The following is a 16610-nucleotide window of genomic DNA, read 5'->3' on the forward strand; positions in this document are numbered from 1 at the left end:
CGCCGGGACCGGGCGGGCCACGGGGGGCGGGAAACGGGCCGGGCGTGCGTACCGGTGGTCCGGTGGGCGCGTGGACGGTCCGTCAGCTGATGCGAAATCGGGAGTGTTGGGGCCTCTCGCTCGCAGAAACCAAGGCTAGCATCCGAATGTTCCTTGGATTGCAGCATGATCCTGCATCAGAACGGTGCGGATACGACCTGAGCTCCCGTCAGCAGGGGGTTTCCGGCGAAAGGGTAGCGAAAGCTCGGCGAAAGGGTGAGCTGGATCTCACGGCCGCGCCGGCTCGGCGGGGAATCCGCGGGCGGGCGTCGGATTCCCCATTTCTGTAGTTGAATTAACGACATTTCATGTGGCGCCGCCTGATTGCGGCGCGGATGCCGGAATTGCCACCCGCCGTTCAGGGGGTGTCCGCCTCCGCCGTTCGGCGGGCGGCGGGCGGCGGGCAGTGGGCGGCCGGCGGCTGGCGGCTGGCGGCTGGCGGCGCACCGGGCGGCACGGCGCCCCCGGGGCGCCGTGCCGGGTGCGCCCTACGCCCGCTCGTGCCGGACGGCCGCGGTGTCGTCCGCGCGCAGCGGGTGCCGGTCCCGGTCGGACAGCGCGCGGTCCACCAGGGCCCCGGCGACGCCGGTGTAGCCGGCCGGGTCGAGCAGGCCCGCCAGCTCGGCGGGCGTCAGCACGCCCGCCAGTTGCGGGAGCCCGGCCAGCACCTCGGTCAGCGGGCGGGCGCTCTCGGCGGCCCGGAGCGAGGCCAGGGTCAGCAGGTCCTTGGCCGCGGCCTTCCCGAGCAGGGGGGCCAGCACGGCCGAGACCCGCTCGGAGACGATCTGGCCCCCCGTGACCCCGAGGTTGGTCCGCATCCGCTCCGGGTCGACGGTGAGGCCCCGGGCCAGTTCGGCGGCGGTGTGCGCGGCCCCGCCGACCAGCCGGAGGCACTCGCGCAGCGGCTGCCACTCGGCGTGCCAGACGCCCGCCGAGCGCTCGTCCTCGGTCGCCAGGCACTGGACCAGGACCGACGCCAGCGCGGGGACCTGCAGCGCGGCCGAGCGGATCAGCGTCGCGAGCACCGGGTTGCGCTTGTGCGGCATCGCCGAGGACACGCCCCGGCCGGCGGCGGTGGGTTCGGCGGCCTCGCCGACCTCGGTGCGGGCCAGCACCAGCACGTCCGCCGCGATCTTGCCCAGGGCGCCGGCGGTGTGGGCGAGCGCCGCGCCCAGGTCGGCGATCGGCGTGCGCAGCGCGTGCCAGGGCAGCACCGGCACGGCCAGACCGGTCTCCTCGGCGAAGGCGGTGACCAGGCCGTCGAGGACGGCGGCCGGGTCGGCCCCCTCGCCGGCGTACTGGAGGTAGCCCGCCAGGGTGCCGGCCGCGCCGCCGAGGGCGACCGGGAGCCCGCCCCCGGCGACCCGGTCCAGGCGCTCGGCCGCCTCCAGGGCCAGCTGCCGCCAGCCGGCCGCCTTCAGGCCGAAGGTGGTGGGCACGGCGTGCAGGGCGAGCGTCCGGCCGGCCATCGCGGTGTCCCGGTGCCCGGCCGCCAGATCGCCGAAGGCCTCGGCGACGGCCCGCAGGTCGGCCGTGATCAGGGCCAGGGCCCGGGCCGCGACCAGCATCGCGCCGGTGTCGAAGACGTCCTGGCTGGTCGAGCCGCGGTGGACGTACTCGGCGGCCCCGGGCGACTCGGCGGCGACCCGGGCGGTCAGTGCCCCGACCAGGCCGACCACCGGGTTGGCGGTCTCGCGCGCGGCCAGGGCGAGGGCGCGCACGTCCAGGTGCTCGGCCCGCGCCGCCCGGGTGATCGCCGCGGCCGCCGCGGCGGGCACGGTGCCGCAGCGGGCCTGGGCGCGGACCAGCGCGGCCTCGGCGTCGAGCATCGCCTGCAGCCAGGCGGTGTCGCCGACCGCGGCCTCGACGGGGGACCCGACCCGGACGGGGGAGAGCAGGCCGGCGTCGAGGTGGGCGTCGGTGCGGTGGTCCGTCATGCCCCGGCCCGCGCCTTCTCGTCGGCCGCCCGGAACTCCCCGTCCGACAGGGGGGCCGGGAGCTCGGGCAGGGCCAGCAGGGCGGCGGCGATCGCGTCGGAGTCCTCCAGGGTGACCGAGCCGACGCCGGGGCGGATCCCCGCGGCGGTGACCCAGTGCACGGACTCGGTGGGCACGCCGTAGGCGAAGCGCCGCGGGTGCGGCACGCCCTGGGCGTCCAGCACCCGGTAGGGCCGCCCGGAGACCGCGAGGCCGCCGGTCTCGTAGTCCTCGCCGACGCTCGCGGGGATGCGGTACGGGCGGCACCGGCCGGTGCGCAGCAGGTGGAGCATCAGCGGGTCCTCGGTGCGGCGCAGGTCGATCTCGGGCAGCCGGCCCTCGATCAGCACGGTGGCGCGGACCGCCAGGTCGGCGAGGTCGCCGGTGGCGGTGAAGGCGGGGCCCCGGGGGTCGTCGGCGTCGGTGCCGACGCGGATGCCGGGGCCGGTCAGCTCCAGGACGCCCGCGTCGATCAGCGCGGCCATCTCCTCGATCCGGGCGGCGGGCGGGCCGATCGACAGGAAGGCGTTGAGCGGGGTGTACCACCGGTCGAGCTCGTCGCGGTGGGAGTCGGCGTCCAGCCCGGCGTGGTCGACGGCGAGGCGCAGCTCGTTGCGCAGGTCGCGCAGCACGTCCAGGGCCGCGGTGAACGGGCCGCTGACGTTGCCCTGCAGGGCGAGGCGGACGTCCTCGTCGAGGTGGTTCCGCAGCCAGGCGCGGAAGTCGGCGGTGTCCGCGAAGACGCGCTCGCCCCAGGGGCGGGAGATCCGTTCCCAGTCCCAGCGCTCCCCGGCGGCTATCCGGTACTCGGCGAGCAGCCCGTCCTCGGCCTCGCCGGGCTCGGCCGCCAGGTAGCGGTCGGCGAACTCGGCGGCGAGCGCCGGGGTGCCGCGGGCGGCGAGCAGCGCCCGGTAGTAGACGGTCTGCACCTCCTTGGCGACCAGCGGCCACAGCTCGGTGCCGAACCGGATCCGCCGGCCGCCCGCGCGCAGCCGCGCGACGTGCTCGGCCGTCAGCAGGCGGGGGAGGTGGCGGCCGTGGGCGCCCTTCTCGTTGCGGCCGCGCGCGTGGTACGGCACGCCGCGGCGCGAGCCCGCGTACAGGTGCGGCTCGCGGCCGGACGGGCGGTAGACCAGCCGGCCGTCGACGCGCTCGAAGACCCCGCCGCGGGCGTGCGAGAACAGCGCCATGTAGTCGAAGAAGTTGAGGCCGAGACCGCGGATCAGGACGGCCTCGCCAGGGGCGACGGAGGAGAGGTCCACGTCGGCCGGATTGGCCGGGGGGACGTAGGCCAGGCCGTGGCGCTCGGCGAATCCGGCCAGCTCGCGCTCGGCGGCGGAGAGGACCGCGGGGACGTGCCCCTGGGCCAGCACCACCGCCGAGAGCCCGGCCAGCCGGGTGCCGTCCGCCAGCACCAGGGTCTGGCTTGCGCCGTCGTACCCGGGGTCGGCGTCCTCCAGGGCGACGGCCCGTTCGGCGTGCACCCGGACCGAGACGTGCGCCGGCGCGGTCGCGGTGACCTGCCGGAACACCCAGGTCAGGTAGTGGCCGTAGAGGGCGCGGGTCGGGTAGGTGTCCGGGCCGAGGTCGCGGGCCTCGGCGAGGGTCTCGTCGTCGTAGACCGCCCCGGAACCGGGGGTGAGCGCGCTCGGGCCGAGCGCCTTCGCCCACTGGTACAGGCTCGGGCCCTCCTCCAGCGGCCCCTCGATGCTGAGGCTCGCGTCGGTGTAGACGGTGACCTGCGAGGCGACGGTGTTCATCAGCAGCTGCCGGGACTGCGTGGGCCGCCAGACCCGGCCGGAGCCCGCCGGGTCCGGGTCCACGACGTGCACCGTGATCCGCCCCCAGCGGGGGCGCCTCCGCTCGTGCGCACAGATCCGTTCGAGGACGGACAGGCCGCGCGGACCGGCGCCGACCAGGCACAGTTCCAAACGTCCGCTGCTCACTACGCCAACTCCGTTCAGCAGATGGGCAAGGGGGATCCCGGTGCGGTCGGCCCGGGCGGCCGGGCGGAACGGAGCGTCCGCCGTCCCCGCAGCGCCTCCTTCCATCCGCAACCGTCGGCCGTGGCGGTCGACCCGGGCTCGGATCGGGCTGGAGCGCCGCCTGGTTCGCCGCGGCGGCGGTGACGGTGCCCGGGCTCGGGGCGTGGAACGGCCACGGCCCCACCGCCTGCGCGGTGGGGCCGTGGCCTCGGTGTCCTCTTCCCGCGGCTCCGGGGCCGCGGGCTGACTCAGGGGAGGTGGATCAGGAAGTCCCACACCTGCTGCTGGTCGTGGGCGTCCAGCGGCCGCAGGGCGATCCGCTGCGGGGCGATGTCCAGGACGCTGAGGTCGAGGGTCAGCTCCACCCCGCCGACCGGGCCGCCGGGGACCACCACGTGGTAGCGGGAGTCGTCCGGGTGCGACACCGGGCGGAGCTGCCACTCCCGGGGCTCGTAGGAGCCGACGACCTCGGCGTTCTCCCGGGGATCGCCGTCGTAGCCGGCGAAGGTGCGGTGTCGCTCGTTGCGGAGCAGGACGTTGCCGTTGTCGAGCTCCTCCACCTCCCACGACTGGGCCTCCAGTTCGCCTTCGGTGCCCGGGAGGAGGACCACGTGCTCCTTGGGCCCGAGCAGACTGAGCAGCCGCTCGTCGGACTTGCTGATGCCGTAGATCAGGCTCGGTACGCGTGCCACCGGTCGGGCTCCCTCGCTCGCGCGGCACCGGGTGGCGCCGCTGGTCGACGAACGGGTCGATTCAATCGGCCGGGGGTCGGTCGTGCACGGATCAACACGGGTGTCCCGCGAACCCGGCTGCTGCACGCCTCCCTGTCCGGCCGCCCGCCCACCTGGGCCGGACCGGCGCCGTGGAGTGGGAAGTCGGCCGGGCCGACTTCCCGCTCCACGCCTGCTCGCCGCCGCGGGCTACCCGGCCGCCGTCGGCTGGCGCAGCGGGGCGGCCGGGGCCTGCGGGGCGCGCTCGTCGAGCGCCCGCAGGATCGCCTCGACGCTCTGCTTGGCGTCCCCGAACAGCATGCTGCTGTTCTCGCGGAAGAACAGCGGGTTCTGCACGCCCGCGTAGCCGGAGGCCATCGAGCGCTTGAACACGACCACCTGCTCCGCCTCCCACACCCGCAGCACCGGCATGCCGGCGATCGGGCTGGCCGGGTCGTCCATGGCGGCGGGGTTGACGGTGTCGTTGGCGCCGATGACCAGGACGACCGAGGTCACGGCGAAGTCGTCGTTGATCTCGTCCATCTCCAGGACGACGTCGTACGGCACCTTCGCCTCGGCCAGCAGGACGTTCATGTGGCCGGGAAGGCGCCCGGCCACGGGGTGCACGCCGAACCGGACCTCGACGCCGCGCTCGCGCAGCCGGCGGGTCAGCTCGGCGACCGGGTGCTGGGCCTGGGCCACGGCCATCCCGTAGCCGGGGGTGATGATCACGGAGCCGGCCCGGGCGAGCTGTTCGGCGGTCTCGTCCGCGGTGATCTCGCGGTGCTCCCCGTCCTCCTCGGCGCCGCCCGTCGGGGCCTCGATGCCGAACCCGCCGGCGATGACCGAGAGGAACGAGCGGTTCATCGCCCGGCACATGATGTACGACAGGTAGGCGCCGGAGGACCCGACCAGCGCCCCGGTGACGATGAGCAGGTTGTTGTCGAGCAGGAACCCGGCGGCGGCCGCGGCCCAGCCCGAGTAGCTGTTGAGCATCGAGACGACGACCGGCATGTCGCCGCCGCCGATCGAGGCGACCAGGTGCCAGCCCAGGGCGAGCGCGAGCACGGTGACCGCGATCATCGGGCCGGGGTCCGGGCTGACGGTGAACCAGACCGTCAGCCCGGCGAAGGCGGCCAGCGCGCCCAGGTTGAGGAGGTTCTTGCCGGGCAGCGTCAGCGGTCGCGAGGCGATCCGGGCGGACAGCTTCAGGAAGGCCACCAGCGAGCCGGTGAAGGTGACCGCGCCGATGAAGACGCCGATGAAGACCTCGGCGTGGTGGATGCCCAGCAGCTCGCCGGGGACCCGGGTCTGGGCCGACCCGTGCGCCTCGACCTCCAGGTAGCCGTTCCAGCCGACCAGGACGGCGGCGAGCCCGACGAAGCTGTGCAGCACGGCGATGAGTTCGGGCATCTGCGTCATCTCGACCCGGCGCGCCCGCCACAGGCCCGCCGCGCCGCCGAGCGCCATCGCGAGGACGATCAGCGCGATGGCGCCGGCGCTGATGCTCCGGGCCGCCACCACCACGGTCGCGACCAGGGCGAGGGCCATGCCGGCGATGCCGTAGACGACGCCGGCGCGGGAGGTCCGGTGCTGGGACAGTCCGGCCAGGCTGAGGATGAACAGCAGGGCGGCGACGAGGTCCGCGGCGTGCGAGGCCGTCGTGGCGGTCATCGGGCTCGCCTTTCGGGTGAGGTGGACCGGGCGCCGGCCGGCCCGGGGGAGGCCTGGGCGGGGGAGGCCGGCCCGGGGGAGGCGGAGAACATCGACAGCATGCGGCGGGTGACGGCGAAGCCGCCGAACACGTTGACACTGGTCAGCAGCACCGCCACGAACGACAGCGCGGTCACGACCCGGCTCTCGTGCCCGATCTGCCACAGGGCGCCGATCACCACGATCCCCGAGATCGCGTTCGTCACCGACATCAGCGGGGTGTGCAGGGCGTGGTGGACCTTGCCGATCACGTAGTACCCGATGACCACCGCCAGCGCGAACACCGTGAGGTTCTCGGCCAGCCGGGCCGGCGCGGCGGCGATCGCGAGGAAGGCCGCCAGCATGCCCAGGCCGATCAGGCCGAACCGCACGGCCGGGGTGAGCCGGGGCCGCCCGGCCTGCGGCGCGGCAGGTGCGGTCGCGGCGGCCGGTGCGGCGGCGGGGGCGGCCGACACGGCCACCGGCGGCGGTGGCCAGGTGATCTCGCCCGCCCGGACCACCGTCACGGCCCGCTGGACGGCGTCGTCGAGGTCGAGGACCAGCAGCCCGTCCTTCCCCGGGGTCAGCAGCTTGAGCAGGTTCACCAGGTTGGTGCCGAACAACTGCGAGGCCTGGGCGGGCAGTCGGGCGGCCAGGTCGGTGTAGCCGATGATGGTGACGCCGTTGTCGGTGACGATCGTGCGGCCCGCCACGGTGCCCTCGACGTTGCCGCCCTGCGCGGCGGCCATGTCGACGATGACGCTGCCCGGCCGCATCGCCGCGACGTCCGCCGCGGTGATCAGCCGCGGGGCGGGGCGGCCCGGGATCAGCGCGGTCGTGATGACGATGTCCACGTCCCCGGCCTGCTCGTGGTAGAGCGCGGCGGCGGCGCGGTCGTAGTCGGCGGAGGTCGCCTTGGCGTAGCCGTCGGTGCTCGCCTCCTGGGCGACGTCCACGGCGAGGTACTCGCCGCCCAGCGACCTGACCTGGTCCGCGACTTCGGGCCGCGGATCGGTCGCGCGGACGATCGCGCCCAGGCTGGACGCGGCCCCGATGGCGGCGAGTCCGGCCACGCCGGCGCCCGCCACCAGGACCTTCGCCGGTGGCACCTTGCCCGCGGCGGTGACCTGGCCGGTGAAGAACCGCCCGAACACGTGGGCCGCCTCGATCACCGCCCGGTACCCGGCGATGTTCGCCATCGAGCTGAGCACGTCCATCGACTGCGCCCGGGAGATCCGGGGGACGGCGTCCAGCGCGAGCGCCGTCACCCGGCGCGCGGACAGCGCCTTGAGCAGCTCCGGGCTCTGCGCCGGTGCGATCAGGCCGACGAGGACGGCGTCCTCGGCCAGCCGGCCGATCTCGTCGGAGGAGGGGGCGTTGACCTTCAGCACCACCTCCGCCGCCCAGGCGTCGCCGATGCCCGCGCCGGCTTCGCGGTAGGCCGCGTCGGTGAAGCCGGAGGCGCTGCCGGCCCCCGATTCGACGACGACCCGGTAACCGAGTCCGAGCAGGGTGCGCACCGTCGCGGGGGTCGCCGCGACGCGGGTCTCCCCGTGGGTCGACTCGGCGACCACGCCGATGCGCTGGGGTGGGTGGTGGTGCGGGACCTGTGCAGCCATTGTCCGGTGTCTCTCCTTCATCGGAGGGCAACGCTGACGGGGCGTCTGCGATCGGGGCGGATACCCCGCCCGTCGGTCGCTGGAACGTACACCTACCCAGCCTGCGCGCCGAGGCGTCGAAGCAGTGACGAGCCTCACGGCCCCGTCCGCGCCTGCCTCGTGCGCCCCCGCACCGCGGGCCCGGGTTGCTCCATCAGGGGGGCTCGGCGCCGCCGGACCACGCCCCCTGAAGGGACGGCCGCCCCTTCCCGCCGGGGATCCGCCGCGCGGTCCGGCCGGCCCCGGACCGCCCACCGGACCGGCCGTCGTGTCGGCCCCGCGCCGGGTGCCCGCCGCCGGTAACGTCCCTGCCCGGGGCCCCCTTTGAACCGGAAGGCGACGACGTGTCGGACTCGGCGAAGCAGTACATCTTCGGGATGCTGGACTCGGACGGCGACGGGGTGATCTCCCACGGCGAGTACCTCGCGCGGGTCGACCGCGCGGCCGCGGCCACCGGACGGGACCCGCAGCACCCCCTGGTCGCCGCGGCCCGGGAAGCCCACCAGGAGGTGTTCCGGCAGATGGACGCCGACGCCGACGGGCGCGTCACCTTCGAGGAGTACCGGTCCTGGGCGGGCCACGAGGCGTTCGAGCGGTCCTGCCGCCCCGCGCTCGGCTCCCTGTTCGACCTCGCCGACGCGGACGGCGACGGCCGGCTGACCCGGCAGGAGTTCACCCGGCTGAGGGCGGCGACCGGCAACAGCGAGGACGGTGCCGCCGCGGCCTTCGACGCCCTCGACGAGGACGGCGACGGCGCCGTGGACCGGGCCTCCTACCTGGCGGCGATCCACGACTTCCTCACCACCGGCGCCTCCCCGATGGCCGACGCCTACGGCGGCGCCCGCCCGGGGGCGCCGCAGCTGCCCGTCCGCTGACCGGCCGGCCGGGGTACCCCCGGCGTCGTGCGCGGAGCCGCGTCCGGCGGCCCGGACGGCCCGTCGCCGCCCCTACGGCGCCCGCTCGGCCGCCCGACCGGCCGCCCGGCCGGTCGCCGTAGGGTGGTGGGCCTCGGCGACGGAGGGGTTGGCGTGGTGGGGACGATCATCGGGACCGCGGGCGGGTGGGCGCCGCTGGCCGCACTGCGCGCGCGGCTGCTGGCGGAGATCAACGCGACGGTGCACGGGCAGGACCTGCACCTGGAACGGTACGACCGGCCGGCCGGGGACCAGGGCCTCTTCGGGCCGGCGAGCGTCGTGTGGCGGGTGCACGGGCACCCGGCCGGGATGCTGGTGGGCGGGTTCGCCGCGCTGCTGCTGCAGTCCCTGCACCCGCTGGCGATGGCCGCCGTCGACGCGCACTCCGACTTCCGGGTCGATCCGACCGGGCGGCTCCACCGGACGGCCCGCTTCGTCACCACCACCACGCTGGGCTCGACGGCGGCGGCCGAGGCGGCGATCGCGGCGGTGCGGCGGATCCACCCGCGGATCCGCGGGACGGCGGCGGACGGCCGCGCCTACCGCGCCGACGATCCGGAGCTGCTGACCTGGGTGCACACCGCTGAGGTGCTCTGCTTCCTGGCCGGGCACCAGGCCTTCGCCGCCACCGCGTTGTCCGCGGCCGAGTGCGACGGCTACCTCGCCGAGGCGTCCCTGGTGGCCGAGCGGCTGGGCGCCACCGCGATACCCCGCTCCCGGTCCGAGGCGACGGCCTACCTGGCCCGGATCCGGCCGGAGTTGACGGTCACCCCGGCCGCCCTGGAGGTGCTCCGGCTGCTGCGCGGGTTCGGCCGCAGCCGCCGCGAGCGCGCCGCCGTCCGGCTGCTGACGAACGCCTCGATCGGGCTGCTGCCCGGCTGGGCGAGGGACGAACTCGGCGTGCGGCGGCCCCGGTTGGTCCGCTCCGGGTGGGACCGTCCGCTGGCGCGGACCGGCGGGCGCGTGATGGTCTGGGCCTGCGGGCCCTCGCAGATCCGGGCCGCCGCGCACGCGCGCGCCACCGCGCGGCCGGAGGGCGCCCCCCGCGGCGCCGTACCACCGGCGGCCGCACCCGCCGCACCCGCCGCACCTGCCGCACCTGCCGCACCCGCCGCACCCGCCGCACCCGCCGTCGTGCCGCCCGCGGACCGGCCGGCCGCGGGCGGGTCCGCGGTGGGCTGAGCCGCCGGGCCGCCGGAATTCCGATTTTCTGACGCACGGTCAATTCCGGAAATGCCCGGTGGGGAATTCTGCGCCCGGATGATCATTCCGCCGGGGTGGTCGCCGTACGCAAGCGCGGCGTCACTGGAATCGCGGAAATAACGATTGGATCCGGGGGGTGTCCGGAATTCCGGACGGGGCCTAGGCTGCGGCGCGTGTCGATCCTTCGAAGATTTCGCGCTTCCGGTCCGCGTCTGCGTCCGGAACTCGACGACGTCAAACTGGGCCGCGTGCGGCGGCAGCTGAAATCCTCCGGCATGCCCGGCCAGGACGCCATTCAGGTCGACCAGGTCGAGCGGCTCCTCCAGGAGACCGGTAAGGACTGGGACCGCCGGACGCACCGCATGGTCGTGCTGGCCGAGGTCGCCGCGCCGTCCGCGCTGGCCCGGACCTGGCGACTGCGGCGCCCGGCCGGCGCCGACCCGCTGGTCTTCGAGGCGTGGGTCGAGCTGGTCCGCGGCCGGCACGCGGGCCGGATGGAGGACGCCAGGGCCGCCGCCGAGAACTGCTACCGCGCCTCCGACCTCGCGCCGGACGACCCGACCCCGTGGGTCGTGCTGCTCGGCATCCTGCGCCTGATGCGCGCCGACTCGCGCGAGCTGTTCGCCGTCTGGCACGAGGTGACCACCCGCGACAGCTGGAACCGCGAGGCGCACCTGGAGATGCTGCGGTACCTCTCGCCGGAGGAGTGCGGGTCGCGCAGCAGCCAGATGGACTTCGTGGAGTCCGTCCGGGCCGCGGTGCCGGCGAACGCGCCGGCCGTCGGCGTGGAGCTCACCGCGGTCGTCGACGAGCACACCCGCACCACCGCCAAGGGCGGCGTGGAGGCGCTGCTCGCCCGCCGACAGTGGACCGGGGTGCGCGCCGCCCGGGTGCTCGACGGCGCCCTGGCGACCTGGACCCGCCCCGGATACCTGCAGCACGCGGCCGCGCAGGCCGACCTGAACCTGCTCGCGTTCGCCCTGGTGCAGGCCGGCCGGGGGCGCGAGTGCACGGGCGCGTTCCAGTTGCTCGGCGACACGGTGACCGACTGGCCGTGGGTGCTGGACGGCGACCCGCTGGAGCAGTTCCGGTACTGGCAGGCCAAGTCGCTGGCCTGACACCGGCCGATCGGCCCGGTGCCGTCCGCCCCGGTGCCGTCCGCCCCGGCGCGCCCCGGCCGGCGACCGTGCCGCCCGGACGACGACGGCGTCGCCTCGCCCGACCGCTGTTACCGGCCAGTAATTTGGCTGATCGACAACTCCTCTGAGCAATCGTCAGATCGCTAGGCTCCCGGCAGCCCAGTGGTTCGGACGAGCACAGACGGAGCAACGATGGAACGATCCCACCCAGGCCGCGCACGCCGGACCGTGAGCGCCGTCCTCACGGCGGCGCTCGCCCTCGGCGGGGCCGCCGTCGCCGGGCCCGCCGGTGCGGCCGCTCCGCCGGCCGCCACCCCGGCCGCGTCCGGGGCCCCGTCCCCGGCCGTGTCGGGCGTCGACTCCTTCCGGCTCGCCGACATCCCGGCGCGGGACGGCGTCGTCCTCAAGGCGGACGTGTTCACCCCGGCCCCCGGCGGTGCGGGCACCGACGCCCGGGGCCGCCACCCGCTGGTGGTGCAGCCGGCCAGCTGGGGGCAGCACGACCTGGAGTACGTCGCGCAGGGCCGGGCGCTCGCCGCCCGGGGGTACGTCGTCGTCACCTACACGGTGCGGGGCTTCTGGGGCTCCGGCGGCCAGGTCGACGTCGCCGGGCCCGAGGACGTCGCCGACGTCTCCACGGTGATCGACTGGGCGCTCGCGCACACCCCGGCCGACCGCGAGCGGGTCGGCATGGTCGGCCTCTCGCTCGGCGGCGGCCTCACCCTGCTCGGCGCCGCCTTCGACCCGCGGATCAAGGCCGTCGCCTCGCTGAGCGGCTGGGCCGACCTGACCGACTCGCTGTACAGCGGGCGGACCCGCCACCTCCAGGCCGCCGCCGTGCTCGCCGGAATCCAGGCCCCGACCGGCCGGCCGGGCCCCGGGTTCACCCGGGTCCTGGACGACCTCTTCGCCGACCGGGACCTACCCGACGTGGTCCGCTGGGCGGACACCCGGTCCCCGGCCCGCTACCTGGACCGGATCAACGCGAACGGCACCGCCGTCCTGCTGGCCAACGCCTGGGGCGACAGCTTCTTCAACCCCGGCCAGATCACCGACTTCTACCAGGGGCTGACCGGGCCCAAGCGACTCGAACTGCGCCCCGGGGACCACGCGAGCCAGGAGTTCACCGGTCTGCTCGGACTGGACAACGCCACCTGGGACAGCGCCCGTGCCTGGCTCGACCAGTACGTCATGGGCGCACCGGCCGCCCCCGACCGGTCCGGCCGGGTCGAGCTGGAGGTCCGGCCCACCGGCGCGCACGAGACCCACCCCGACTGGCGGTCCGTCAGCTCCCGCACCGACCGGCTCCCGCTCGGCGCAGACTCCCTCGGCGCCGACACCCCCGGCGGCCCGGCCGACGCCCCCGAGTGGCGGACGACCGTGCTCGGCGACACCGCGTCCGGCGCCGGCGGCGGCGTCGCCCTGCTGTCCGGGCTGCTCGACCAGCGGGTGCACCAGCCGCCGACGGTGCTCCTCCCGCTGCTCGACCGCTCCGCCGCCGTCGTCCGGCAGTCCCCGCCCTACCCGCAGGGCCTGGAGGTGCGCGGCGCCGCCCGGGTGCACACCACCGTCACCGCCTCCAGCCCGCGGGGGACGGTCGTCGCCTACCTCTACGACGTGGGCGCGTTCGGCGTCGGCCGGCTGATCTCGCACGCGCCGCAGAGCTGGTCCGGCCGGGTGCCCGGGCAGCCGTTCCCCCTGGACGTCACGCTCTTCCCGACGGCCTACGACCTGCCGGCGGGCCACCGGCTCGCCGTGGTGCTGGGCACCCGGGACGCCCTGTACGGGGGCGACACCCCGCCGGGCGGCACGGTGACCTTCGGGTCCACGGCCGCCGACCCGTCCGCACTGGTGCTCCCGCTGCGCTGACCGCGGGAGCGGTCCCCGGCCGCGCCTCCGCGCCTCCGGACGGGACGGCCCGGCGACGCGGCCGGTCAGTGCTCAGGGGCGAGGTAGCGGCGCCCCGCTATCTGTTCGAAGATCAGGTTGGTCCTGGTCTGGGCGACGGCCGGGTGGGTGGTCAGGTTGTCCACGACGAAGTCGCGCAGGGACTCCGGGCCGGCGACACCGACGTGCAGCAGGTAGTCGTCGGAGCCGGCCATGTGGAACACCGCCAGCACCCCGGGCAGGTCGGGCGCGGTGCTGCGGAAGCTCTCGTTCTGCTCGCGGGTGTGGGCCCGCAGCCGCACCGAGATCATCGCCTGCAGGGGCAGCCCGATCGCCGCGGGGTCGACGTCGGCCCGGAACCCGCGGATGATGCCGCGCTCCTGGAGGGTGCGGACCCTGGCCAGACAGGTGGACGGGGCGATGCCCACCGCCTCGGCGAGCGCGTTGTTCGGCATCCGGGCGTTGTCGGCGAGCGTGCGGATGATCGCCCGGTCCACGTCGTCGACCGGGCCCCTGCGGCCCTGCGGATTATTCGGCATGGCGCCCAGGATCCCAGGTGATTCCGCCGATCCGCAAACCACGACGGCCGTCCACCGAATCTTCTTCGGGAGATCTTCCGCACCGGGCCGGAAAGTTCCATCCTGGCCGCGAGCGGCGAACGCCCCTCCGCCGTTCCCCGCGCCGTGGACCGGCCGGCCAGCGATCCTGGAGTGCCCTGCCCATGAGCCCGACCGCCACCTTCGCCGCCGCGCCCGCCGTCGACCCGGGCCCGGAGCTGGACGGACGCGAGTTCGTGCTCCCCACCGGCGGTCTGGACGACGACCAGCGCCTGAGGGCCCTCGACACGGTCGACGAGTACCTGTCGCGCAAGCGCGAGCACCTGGTCGGCTACCAGGCCACCCAGGACATGCAGGGCTGCGCCCTGGACCTGGCCCGGTTCATGCCGAACAACATCAACAACCTCGGGGACCCGTTCCAGAGCGGCGGCTACAAGCCGAACACCAAGGTCCTGGAGCGCGCGGTCCTCGACTACTACGCGGCCCTGTGGAACGCCGAGCGGCCGCACGACCCGGCCGACCCCGAGTCCTACTGGGGCTACATGCTCTCCATGGGCTCCACCGAGGGCAACATGTACGCCCTCTGGAACGCCCGCGACTACCTCAGCGGCAAGGCCCTGATCCAGCCGCCGACCGCACCGTTCGACGCGCTGCGCTACGTGCAGGCCGCGCCGGACCGGCACAACCCCAACGCCCACCGCCCGGTCGCGTTCTACTCCGAGGACACCCACTACTCCTTCGCCAAGGCCGTCCGGGTGCTCGGCGTCGAGACCTTCCACGCCGTCGGCCTGGAGAAGTACGCGGACGAGTGCCCGCTGGTCGACCCCGCCACCGGCCGCCGCGAGTGGCCCACCGAGGTGCCCTCCGCCCCCGGCCCCTCGGGCGGCTCCTGGGACGGCCCCGGCGAGATCGACGTCGACGCCCTCGCGGTGCTCGTCGAGTTCTTCGCCGCCAAGGGCCACCCGGTCTTCGTCAACCTCAACCTCGGCAGCACCTTCAAGGGCGCGCACGACGACGTCAAGGCGGTCTGCGAGCGCCTGCTGCCGATCTTCGAGCGGCACGGCCTGGTCCGCCGAGAGGTGGTCTACGGCACCGACCCGCGCACCGGCGAGCCGCTCGTCGACCTCCGCCGGGGCTTCTGGATCCACGTCGACGGCGCCCTCGGCGCCGGCTACGCGCCCTTCATGCGGATGGCCGCCGAGGACCCGGCGTACGGCTGGACCCCCGAGACGCGGCTGCCGCAGTTCGACTTCGGCCTCCGGCTGCCGACCGCCGGGCACGGCGAGGTGGACATGGTCTCCTCGATAGCCATGAGCGGCCACAAGTGGCCGGGCGCGCCCTGGCCGTGCGGCATCTACATGACGAAGGTGAAGTACCAGATCTCGCCCCCGTCCCAGCCCGACTACATCGGCGCGCCGGACACCACCTTCGCCGGCTCCCGCAACGGCTTCTCCCCGCTGGTCCTCTGGGACCACCTGTCCCGGCACTCCTACCAGGACCAGGTCGACCGGATCCGCCGCGCCCAGGAGCTCGCCGACTACCTGGAGCGCCGCCTGGTCGCCATGGAGTCCGAGCTCGGCGTCGAGCTCTGGCCGGCCCGCACCCCGGGCGCCGTCACGGTGCGGTTCCGCAAGCCCAGTGCGGAGCTGGTCGCGAAGTGGTCGCTGTCCTCCCAGGACGTGCTGATGGTCCCGGGTGACGAGTCCACCCGCCGCAGCTACGTGCACGTCTTCGTGATGCCGTCGGTCGACCGGGCGAAGCTCGACGCCCTGCTGGCCGAACTCGCCGAGGACCCGGCCATCCTGGGGCTGCCCACCCGTCAGGTCTGACGGCTCGGGGGCGCGGTGCCCGGCGGCTCACGGGCCGTCGGCCGCCGCACCCGCTCAGATGCGTTCGGCCGACCAGTGGGGATCGCGGCCGGTGAGGGCCAGCAGCTCCTCCTGGGCGTCCGCCCCCGGCGGGGCGACCCGCGGAGGATCGAACATCCCGGTGCCGGCCAGGTTGCGGTAGCCCTGGAACTCCGCCAGCGCGTACGGCGCGGCGCCGCGCGGCATCCGCCCGCTCTCACCCAGCGCCCGCGCCAGGTCCCAGGCGTGCACGACGGTCTCCGCGGTCAGCTCCCGGGCGTACCCGCCGGCGTCGCGCACCCCGTACGGCAGGTGCACCAGCAGGTCCGGGGCGCCCGGCCGGTACAGCGCACGCATCGCGCTGCTCACCGCCATCTCCCACACACCGGCCGGGTTGAGCCCGAGCACGTCGCCCTCGAAGCGGTGGCCGATCTCCTTGGGGGTGTAACCGGCCACGGCCTGGCAGACCCACAGGTGCTGCGCGGCGAGGTGGTTGACGAGCCCGCGTACGTCCCAGTCCTGGCAGGGCGTGGGCGCCGTCCATCGATCGTCGGGAACCGCTCGTACCAGCCTGGCCACCTCGGCCCCCGCCGCGGCGTACTGCGAGCGGACCTCGGCGTGGAACCCGGATGGGTGTGGACATTCCATCGCCGGGCCTCCTTTTCCTGCCCTGATCACTCCCAGTAAACAACTACCGGGCGTGACTCGCCAGGCCTGCGGGCCCCAGTTCGTTCGACGACGCCCGCCCCCGGACGCGTGGTCACCCAGAGTGCCCGGCCGCCCCCGAACCGCCATTTGTCCTGGGCGCCGGGGAGGAGTAGTGTTACCAAGTCGCTCGGCAGGGAGCACCGGACACGCATCGGCGCGGACGGTCCCGGGGCGGCCAATCCTTCGAAACACCACTTCCTGGCTCGGGCTGGGTCGCGCTTTGTCGCGGCTCGGTGCGTATTCGGCGTGCTCGTTTTATCGGATTGCGGTCGGATTCGCTTTTCGGAGCGGGGAT

The 16610-nt window shown here is 75.0% G+C and carries 12 protein-coding genes; 5 read left to right on the forward strand and 7 right to left on the reverse strand.

Annotated features, from left to right (window positions below; all coding sequences use genetic code 11):
* Nucleotides 1–527: 527 nt before the first annotated feature.
* From ACFYUY_RS35365 to ACFYUY_RS35385, 5 genes are all read right to left on the reverse strand, one after another.
* On the reverse strand, nucleotides 528–1976 hold the full coding sequence (locus tag ACFYUY_RS35365) for an adenylosuccinate lyase family protein (protein WP_387906962.1): 1449 nt from the start codon (nucleotides 1974–1976) through the stop codon (nucleotides 528–530).
* The gene (locus ACFYUY_RS35370) at nucleotides 1973–3961 is read right to left on the reverse strand and encodes an FAD/NAD(P)-binding protein (protein WP_387906965.1); all 1989 of its coding nucleotides are present in this window, start codon (nucleotides 3959–3961) and stop codon (nucleotides 1973–1975) included. The genes ACFYUY_RS35365 and ACFYUY_RS35370 overlap by 4 nt, the downstream gene beginning before the upstream one ends.
* Before the next feature lie 287 nt (nucleotides 3962–4248).
* On the reverse strand, nucleotides 4249–4692 hold the full coding sequence (locus ACFYUY_RS35375) for a hypothetical protein (RefSeq protein WP_387906967.1): 444 nt from the start codon (nucleotides 4690–4692) through the stop codon (nucleotides 4249–4251).
* A 228-nt stretch (nucleotides 4693–4920) separates the two neighbouring features.
* Entirely contained in the window at nucleotides 4921–6384 is a 1464-nt protein-coding gene (pntB, locus tag ACFYUY_RS35380; RefSeq protein ID WP_387906970.1) for a Re/Si-specific NAD(P)(+) transhydrogenase subunit beta, read from the reverse strand.
* The gene (locus tag ACFYUY_RS35385; protein WP_387906972.1) at nucleotides 6381–8021 is read right to left on the reverse strand and encodes a Re/Si-specific NAD(P)(+) transhydrogenase subunit alpha; all 1641 of its coding nucleotides are present in this window, start codon (nucleotides 8019–8021) and stop codon (nucleotides 6381–6383) included. Before ACFYUY_RS35385 ends, pntB begins: the two co-directional genes overlap by 4 nt.
* 383 nt (nucleotides 8022–8404) lie before the next feature.
* Here ACFYUY_RS35385 and ACFYUY_RS35390 point away from each other — a divergent pair, with 383 nt between their 5' ends.
* The 4 genes from ACFYUY_RS35390 (at nucleotide 8405) to ACFYUY_RS35405 (ending at nucleotide 13185) form a co-directional block, all read left to right on the forward strand.
* Entirely contained in the window at nucleotides 8405–8935 is a 531-nt protein-coding gene (locus ACFYUY_RS35390; RefSeq protein ID WP_387906974.1) for an EF-hand domain-containing protein, read from the forward strand.
* 153 nt (nucleotides 8936–9088) lie between these two features.
* Nucleotides 9089–10156 carry an oxygenase MpaB family protein gene (locus ACFYUY_RS35395; RefSeq protein WP_387906976.1) on the forward strand — a complete coding sequence of 356 codons (1068 nt, stop codon included), beginning with the start codon at nucleotides 9089–9091 and terminating at the stop codon, nucleotides 10154–10156.
* A gap of 269 nt (nucleotides 10157–10425) precedes the next feature.
* Nucleotides 10426–11295, forward strand: a complete 870-nt coding sequence (locus ACFYUY_RS35400) for a hypothetical protein (RefSeq protein WP_387906978.1) — start codon at nucleotides 10426–10428, stop codon at nucleotides 11293–11295.
* A 213-nt stretch (nucleotides 11296–11508) separates the two neighbouring features.
* On the forward strand, nucleotides 11509–13185 hold the full coding sequence (locus ACFYUY_RS35405) for a CocE/NonD family hydrolase (protein WP_387906981.1): 1677 nt from the start codon (nucleotides 11509–11511) through the stop codon (nucleotides 13183–13185).
* A gap of 65 nt (nucleotides 13186–13250) precedes the next feature.
* Here ACFYUY_RS35405 and ACFYUY_RS35410 read toward each other — a convergent pair whose 3' ends face one another.
* On the reverse strand, nucleotides 13251–13742 hold the full coding sequence (locus ACFYUY_RS35410; protein WP_360223335.1) for an Lrp/AsnC family transcriptional regulator: 492 nt from the start codon (nucleotides 13740–13742) through the stop codon (nucleotides 13251–13253).
* A 182-nt stretch (nucleotides 13743–13924) separates the two neighbouring features.
* Here ACFYUY_RS35410 and ACFYUY_RS35415 point away from each other — a divergent pair, with 182 nt between their 5' ends.
* A complete protein-coding gene (locus tag ACFYUY_RS35415) occupies nucleotides 13925–15589 on the forward strand; it encodes a histidine decarboxylase (protein ID WP_387906983.1) in 1665 nt (554 codons plus the stop codon).
* Nucleotides 15590–15643: 54 nt separating this feature from the next.
* Here ACFYUY_RS35415 and ACFYUY_RS35420 read toward each other — a convergent pair whose 3' ends face one another.
* Entirely contained in the window at nucleotides 15644–16255 is a 612-nt protein-coding gene (locus ACFYUY_RS35420) for a TIGR03086 family metal-binding protein (RefSeq protein WP_387906986.1), read from the reverse strand.
* Nucleotides 16256–16610: the final 355 nt, after the last annotated feature.

It is taken from the genome of Kitasatospora sp. NPDC004745 (genome assembly GCF_042873275.1).
GTDB lineage: Bacteria > Actinomycetota > Actinomycetes > Streptomycetales > Streptomycetaceae > Kitasatospora.